This window comes from Acinetobacter sp. UC24323 (assembly GCF_024151445.1).
Taxonomy (GTDB): Bacteria; Pseudomonadota; Gammaproteobacteria; order Pseudomonadales; family Moraxellaceae; genus Acinetobacter; species Acinetobacter baumannii.
The window spans coordinates 20320-27121 of record NZ_JAHIBY010000021.1 but is presented as its reverse complement, the minus strand read 5'-3'; the positions used below and the strand labels follow the sequence as shown (position 1 = coordinate 27121).

The 6802-nt window shown below is 34.8% G+C and carries 8 protein-coding genes; 5 read left to right on the top strand and 3 right to left on the bottom strand.

What is annotated here, in order from left to right:
- Positions 1 to 446: 446 nt before the first annotated feature.
- The 5 genes from KNQ97_RS18715 to KNQ97_RS18695 all read left to right on the top strand — a co-directional run bounded on the left by KNQ97_RS18715 (position 447) and on the right by KNQ97_RS18695 (position 3952).
- Positions 447 to 1001, top strand: coding sequence for a TetR/AcrR family transcriptional regulator (locus KNQ97_RS18715; protein WP_253612606.1), 555 nt, complete (start codon positions 447 to 449; stop codon positions 999 to 1001).
- Between the two features lie 88 nt (positions 1002 to 1089).
- On the top strand, positions 1090 to 1611 hold the full coding sequence (locus KNQ97_RS18710) for a hypothetical protein (RefSeq protein ID WP_032031318.1): 522 nt from the start codon (positions 1090 to 1092) through the stop codon (positions 1609 to 1611).
- A gap of 52 nt (positions 1612 to 1663) precedes the next feature.
- On the top strand, positions 1664 to 2341 hold the full coding sequence (locus KNQ97_RS18705; RefSeq protein WP_253612605.1) for a HEPN domain-containing protein: 678 nt from the start codon (positions 1664 to 1666) through the stop codon (positions 2339 to 2341).
- Between the two features lie 61 nt (positions 2342 to 2402).
- Complete coding sequence (locus tag KNQ97_RS18700) at positions 2403 to 2921, top strand: GNAT family N-acetyltransferase (RefSeq protein ID WP_253612604.1); 519 nt, start codon at positions 2403 to 2405, stop codon at positions 2919 to 2921.
- Between the two features lie 362 nt (positions 2922 to 3283).
- On the top strand, positions 3284 to 3952 hold the full coding sequence (locus KNQ97_RS18695) for a YkgJ family cysteine cluster protein (protein WP_032031312.1): 669 nt from the start codon (positions 3284 to 3286) through the stop codon (positions 3950 to 3952).
- Between the two features lie 79 nt (positions 3953 to 4031).
- Here KNQ97_RS18695 and KNQ97_RS18690 read toward each other — a convergent pair whose 3' ends face one another.
- The 3 genes from KNQ97_RS18690 to KNQ97_RS18680 all read right to left on the bottom strand — a co-directional run bounded on the left by KNQ97_RS18690 (position 4032) and on the right by KNQ97_RS18680 (position 6797).
- Positions 4032 to 4922, bottom strand: a complete 891-nt coding sequence (locus tag KNQ97_RS18690; protein WP_253612603.1) for a S9 family peptidase — start codon at positions 4920 to 4922, stop codon at positions 4032 to 4034.
- Positions 4923 to 5054: 132 nt separating this feature from the next.
- A complete protein-coding gene (locus KNQ97_RS18685) occupies positions 5055 to 5891 on the bottom strand; it encodes an SDR family NAD(P)-dependent oxidoreductase (RefSeq protein WP_253612602.1) in 837 nt (278 codons plus the stop codon).
- A gap of 45 nt (positions 5892 to 5936) precedes the next feature.
- Positions 5937 to 6797, bottom strand: a complete 861-nt coding sequence (locus tag KNQ97_RS18680) for an SDR family NAD(P)-dependent oxidoreductase (protein ID WP_253612601.1) — start codon at positions 6795 to 6797, stop codon at positions 5937 to 5939.
- Between the last annotated feature and the right edge of the window lie 5 nt (positions 6798 to 6802).

Sequence of the window (6802 nt, the reverse complement as noted above, 5' to 3'; positions counted from 1 at the left end):
TCTTTTGAATGCTTCGGAATTGGCATAGGGCACACCTCATAAGTTTAAAAAGTCTAACTTATGGGGTGCAGTTCAGGACGGGAGAGGGACACCTTCGGGTGTGCTGGTTGTCGTACCAGTCTGCTAACCCTCTTTCGTTCTGCCACCATAAATCTTATGGACTGGCAGAACTCCATAAATAAGGAGTTGGCTTTGCGCATCCATCATTTCTTGGCACCCATTGCCAAAAGCTATAACAACACAGCTTAAAACATTTAACGCAGCTTGATCGCCGTAAGACTTTTTCAGGCTTTAGCTCGTTATTACTTAAAACTTAGACAATTAAAACTTGAGATGTGCTGGGCACAGTCTTTAGGGCTTTGCTATGCCTTTTTTCTCCCAAAAAAGCCAGCAGTTTTTATATCTCATTTATATACAACAAAAATTTAATTTATAACGGTAAAAATATGCCAAATTTAGTTCTCCCAACACGTGCATTAAAAGTTGTAAATACATCAATTGAGTTATTTCACCGCCGCGGTTTTCATATTGTGGGCGTCGACAGACTTGTAAAAGAATCCGAAATTACCAAAGCAACTTTTTATAACTACTTTCACTCTAAAGAACGGTTAATTGAAATCTGCCTAATGGTGCAAAAAGAACGACTCCAAGAAAAAGTGGTTGCTATGGTCGAATACGACCATGACACAAGCACAATCGATAAACTCAAGAAACTCTATGTTCTACATACCGATGTAGACGGGCTGTATTACCTATTATTTAAAGCCATTTTTGAAATCAAAAATACCTACCCAAACGCATATACAACCGCCATAAGATATAGAACATGGCTCATCAATGAAATCTATAGTCAGCTTAGAGTACTTAAACCCGATGCTTCTTTTACCGATGCCAAATTATTTTTATATATGATCGAAGGCGCCATTATTCAGCGGTTAAGCTCGGATGAGGTTGATGAAAGAATGGTTGAGGTGTTTTTGAGGGGGAATATCGGTAATTAAGATTTAAGTTGTAGAGCGGATTTTTGATTTTTTGATATAAAATGAAGCGATACGATTTTAAAATGACAATTAAAAAACAAGAGGAAAAATGAATCAAATATTGACAATTGCTACATTTATCATAGGGTTATTGACTTTTGTTATTGCCTATATCGTTTATTTTAATAATTCTAAAGGAGATGTGGTTGTATATGCTAAAGTTGATATGAGCAGACAGGGTATTATTTTATTAGTTATTCATAATATTGGTAAGGGGATCGCTCAAGATATAAAATTTTCAGGTACAGATTTTATTTTAAAAAATGCATCAGATATTGAGATAGGTGCATTTCAAGTCGGAACTCCCATACTTTTTCCTGATGAAAAGTTAATTTATTGCTTAGGCACATACCCTACATTAAAGAAATCCTTACCAGACCATCCTTTAAAGATTTCTATTACATTCCATAGTAAGATTGCCTTATATCCTTATAAAAGAAAAATTAAGAATGTGGTAACAGTAGATATAAATGCATTTAGTGGTGTTGATATTAGTGAATCAACTTTTGAAAGAGAAGTAAGAAAATCGTTAAACGAAATAGCTTCCTCATTACGAAAGATGTCGTCGTAAGAGAAATTTATTTTTTAATGAAAAATTCTAAAAAAATCAGTGTAGAGAAATTATGGATTCAAAAATATTAAAGCGTTTAGAGCAACTTTTAAATGATGGTATTGAATTACATTCCTTAACGCATATAGTTCCAGCAAGTAATAACAATATTGAACATGAAAGTTTGGGAAAAGATGGAGACGCACAATATGTAGAATGGAAAATCAAAATTAAGCATCTTTTAAAATTGATTTGTGGAAATAATTCAATTCATTTTGAAGCTTTTTTAAATGCTGAAAGATACCAGTTTTATGATACAAATGCGGTTGTTTTAAACCGTTTGTTACCTGTAATAAAAGCAACTTATGATGATTTCAAAAATGGTTTTTTAATAACTTTCAAGCAGATTGTTCAAGCAGAAGTTTTTGATAGTGAGCTTGAGCAGGCTAAATCACTTCTTGAAAATGGATATAAAAATGCTGCCGCTGTAATTGCAGGTGTAGTTTTAGAAACTGCAATAAAAGAACTGTGTCTAAATAATAATATTGATTTGGAAAAGAAAAGGCTCACCCGCTTAAATGATGATTTAGCAAAAGCTGGCGTTTACAACACCCTTGAACAAAAACGAATTACAGCTTTAGCTGATATAAGGAATAATGCTGCTCATGGTAAGTATGATGAATTTACAATAGAAGATGTAGAAAGAATGATTAGTGATATTGAGAGGTTTTTATTAACTTATTCTTCATAAGGTAAGATTCTTAGGATAAAAGTTGCATCTGCAATTCATCCTTATAACTTTGAGAAGAAATATGAAAAATATTGAAATTTTAGAAATAAAAGAAATTGGCGATTATAAAGAAGGCTTATCTCTACTGTTAGAAGATTCCGTAAATAACGGAGCTTCAATAGGTTTCTTAGCTCCTATAGAAAAGAACGAAATCTTAAATTATTGGCGTGAGGTCAACCATAAATTAACACAAGGTAATAGCCGTCTATGGATTGCCATTCAACAAGGAAAAATTGTAGGCAGTGTCCAATTGTCCTTAGTGAGTAAAAAGAACGGAGTTCATAGAGCCGAAGTTGAAAAACTCATGGTTCTAACAACAGCAAGAAAACAAGGAATAGCAACATTACTAATGAATGAATTAGAAAATTTTGCACGAGAAAAGGGCTTGCGATTACTTGTTTTAGATACACGTGAAGGCGATGTGTCCGAACTTTTATATAGTAAAATTGGATTTTTCCGTGTGGGAGTAATTCCAGATTTCGCATTAAGTTCAAATGGGAACTATGACGGCACAGCTATTTATTATAAAATGCTTGTCTGAGTGGTATTATAAAAAATTTATAATAAAAGAGTTAAATAATTCAGGTCTACCTATAAGGATAGACAAGCTATTTATCGAAATTTAATTCAGAATGAAGTTTCAAATAACCAAGAATACACTTCTATGGCTCGATTAGCCATTAAATGTTTTGAGAACAGCATAGCTTCAGAAATAAAGGCGGCATAAGTAAAAAGGAGTGAAAGCTCCTTTTCTATATTTAATTTAATAACTTCAAGGGTAACATGTTTCAAAATATTTTATATAATATGGAATTGTGTAATATATAAAAATAATTTCAAACACTCTTGAAATAAATATTCATGATACCTATATATATCTTGATTTAATAATTGAGTTTTAAAATGTTAAATGAATATGAAAAAAATGACTTAAAAAAATATGAAGAATCTGTTACTAAGCATTTTAAGAAAAAACTTAGAGAAAACAGAAATCCAATTTTCGTCATTAATTTAAGTTCAGATGTACATAAAATGACTGATACTTTAATTAGTTCAGTCAAGAAAAAGGGAGTTCGTTTTGGATGCGAAAATGGTTGTAGCCATTGTTGTAATTTAAGAGTTGAGTCCTTTGCTCCAGAAATTTTTTATATTGCTAAACAATTAAAAAGTAAAATGAAATCTTCTGAATTGGATATTTTGATTTCCAAATTAACGGATTACTCTGATAAAGCTAAAAATTTAAAAGCTGACCAGCACTTTTTACCTTGTATTTTTTTAGATAATGGTAAATGTTCAATTTATAATTTTAGGCCAGCAACTTGTCGTAAATATAATTCATTGGATGCAGAAATTTGTAAAGAACCTTTTGGATCAGTCCCTGAATCTTCAGAGATTTTTTTAAAAGGCCAATTATTGTTTAGATCATTCATGTATTCAGTTGCTCAGAGAAAGATGAGGGCTGATACACATGAATTAGGTCAATCTTTACTTATTGCTTTAACAGATAGTTCAGCTGAGAAAAGATGGAGCAGTGGTGAGCGAGTATTCCCATTACTACCTGAAGCTATTTAATTTAGTTCATTTAGAAAAGGCCACACAATCTAGTGCTGGCCTTTTCTATTTTATTAGTAATATTTCTTTAAAATAAATTTCATTTCTCACTTAATTTTATATTCAAAGTATTTTCTAAAAATGAATCACTTTTAGTTTTCCACACATTCGCAAGCACTGGATGTTTGGCATCTTGTATAAGTTCTAAGGTATTTGGAATACCTTTACTATCAAGTAACTGATGTAGTTGTATACTTTGCTTTGGGTCAATAATTGGGTCTTTGCCGCCAACCAATATAAGAGTAGGTGGATATTGAGACGAAATTGGTAATGATGATCTAGCAGCAGATGCCGTTTCTATATTCTTTTCAGTAGCAATATATTCATTTATTTCATTCATTACGTTTGACGGTAGGATTCTAGTGTTAGAATTCCATTCGGCATACATACCTTTAAAATCATAAAACCCAGATACCAGAATTAAAGCATTTATTTTTCCAGAGTTAGCTACAACATTCGCTATAGATGCACCACAACTAATTCCAACGACTGCAACTTTGTTTGGATCAACATGAGGTTGCGATCGAGCAAAATTAATAGCTTGTATAAGATTATTTTGTGAGGCTTTACCACAAAAATCTGATTTTCCAGATGACTCACCATATCCACTCATAGATACAGCTAAACTAAAAAAGTTCTTTTTACTATATTCATTTAACAAGCCTGAGCGTACAAAGGCTTTAGCACCCTGTTTATCCTTCTGAATGCCGTGTAAAAAGATAATTGCTGGATACTTTTTATTGGCAAGGAGATCTGGTTCTTTCCAATAAATCTCAGTTGTTTGATTGTTTGTTTTTAAAAGTTGATGCTGTGCTTGCTTGGTATAAATATAAGGAAGAATAGATACACGAAAAAAGGCATAGAAGCCAATAACTGAAATTAAAGGAAGAATGTAGGAAAGGGCTATATTCTTTTTCTGCTTAGAAAGCATATAAAACTCTATTGTAGTTATTTATGATTGCGAGTGATTCTCTAACTATTGAAATTGGAAATCAATATATAAATTACTTAATTAAATAAACACGGATATCCCAACAACATCCGTGTCCGAAAATACTTAAAATTAATTGTGACTTTTCTCTGCCAATAGCATGGTCTGTTTAAGCTGTTTACGGTTGAAACCTAGAAACTCAATCACATTTCTAAACAATGCTGGTGCTTTAGCAATCGGAGTATTGATTTTAGGTATAACGGTCATATCTTTACGCCGTTCTATGCTTTCAACTACACCCGAGACAACTTCATCAATAGTTATATATTTCCAAATACCCGAGTTACCTTTCCACACAGCTTTACCTGCTGGGTCATTTTGAATATTGTCCATTAATGGTGTTTTAAAGAAAGTTGGATGAAGGCTGCCAACGCCTACATTTAAATATTTTAATTCTAGACGAAGGCTATCACATAAAGCCCAGACGCCTGCTTTACTCGAAGTATAGTGAGTGTTTAATGGGGAGTGGACGAAAGCTGCCATTGAAGATACAGCCAGTAAGTATCCCTGAGTTTGTTTTACATACGGTATAGCTGCGCGAAAAGTACGAAATACTCCAGTAAGGTTAATATCAATCGTTCTTTCAAAAGTTTCTGGTGCCATATGTTCTAGTGCTTCGGTTGTAGCTATGCCAGCATTTGCAATCACCACATCAATTTTACCGAAGTGTTGAGCTGCATTTGCCATAGCCGTTTCTAGGCTTTCCAAAGAGCGTACATCGGCTACCCAACCTGCGGCAATGCTTTGCCCACCTAGCTGTTTTGCCTGACTTTCAACTTTGTTAAGGTCTAAGTCTAATAATGCGAGTTTTGCGCCTTTGGCTTGTAATGCTTGAGCAATCGCAAGTCCTAGTCCACCTGTTGAGCCCGTGATGACCACAACTTTATCTTTTAATTTGTACTTAGACATATCAGATTTCCAGACATTTTTATAAATGAGTTTTAAGGAAATGGATTATTTCTGGACAGGTTTAGATTCATTTTCAAGTTGTTGAAGTAATCTCTGCAATTTCTTATGGCGTACAACTATTGCATCACTACCTGCATTAAACAGTCCGCGTAATATCGAGAACGGAACCCAGCGCACTGGAGCAAAAATGCGTGGCTGACGGCGCTGTACACCTTTTACAATTGCTTGCGCCATATATTCCGGAGAAATAGGTTTGCGTAACCATGCCGGAAATGCTGCTTCAATCATCTTCGTTACAGTTGCGTTACCCCCAAAGGCGACCTTAGCGATTGGTGTTGCTGTCCAGCCCGGATAGACAACACTAGCGGTTGCGCCAGTATATGCAATCTCTGTACGGAGACAGCGTCCGAGCATTTCTACTGCCGCTTTTGAAGCGGCATATGGAGCGTTTGCCATTCCATTGACGAAGCAATAAACAGAAGAGGTTATGAGGATTTGTCCTTTGTTACGGGTCACCTCTGGTAAGGCAGCACGGACTGTGCGCCAGACACCCAGTAAATCAACTTCAACAATCTTATCGAACTCAGCTTCATCACAGCTAGCAATTGTCGAAGCACCATCACGCCATGAGATACCTGCATTGGCGAAAGCTATATCAAGGTGTCCAAAGTGTTTTATTGTTTTCTGGACTACATCTTTTGTGGCTACTGCATCAGTAACGTCTAGCGCTAATGGTAAAACACGAGACGCCTCAAATTCAGATGCAAGCTTATCTACAGCTTCCTGTTGCATATCGGTGAGTACCAAGTTTGCACCTAATGCATAAAATTCACGGGCTGTTGCTGCACCAATTCCTCCAGCGGCTCCTGTAATTAAAACAACTTTTTTGTTCAGGTCATATTTCATGGTCT

Bases quoted from the DNA above. Each gene is read 5' to 3' on its own strand.
- KNQ97_RS18695 (WP_032031312.1), top strand. From the start codon at position 3,284: ATGTTAAATGAATATGAAAAAAATGACTTAAAAAAATATGAAGAATCT.
- KNQ97_RS18685 (WP_253612602.1), bottom strand. From the start codon at position 5,891: ATGTCTAAGTACAAATTAAAAGATAAAGTTGTGGTCATCACGGGCTCA.
- KNQ97_RS18690 (WP_253612603.1), bottom strand. From the start codon at position 4,922: ATGCTTTCTAAGCAGAAAAAGAATATAGCCCTTTCCTACATTCTTCCT.
- KNQ97_RS18680 (WP_253612601.1), bottom strand. From the start codon at position 6,797: ATGAAATATGACCTGAACAAAAAAGTTGTTTTAATTACAGGAGCCGCT.
- KNQ97_RS18700 (WP_253612604.1), top strand. From the start codon at position 2,403: ATGAAAAATATTGAAATTTTAGAAATAAAAGAAATTGGCGATTATAAA.
- KNQ97_RS18710 (WP_032031318.1), top strand. From the start codon at position 1,090: ATGAATCAAATATTGACAATTGCTACATTTATCATAGGGTTATTGACT.
- KNQ97_RS18715 (WP_253612606.1), top strand. From the start codon at position 447: ATGCCAAATTTAGTTCTCCCAACACGTGCATTAAAAGTTGTAAATACA.
- KNQ97_RS18705 (WP_253612605.1), top strand. From the start codon at position 1,664: ATGGATTCAAAAATATTAAAGCGTTTAGAGCAACTTTTAAATGATGGT.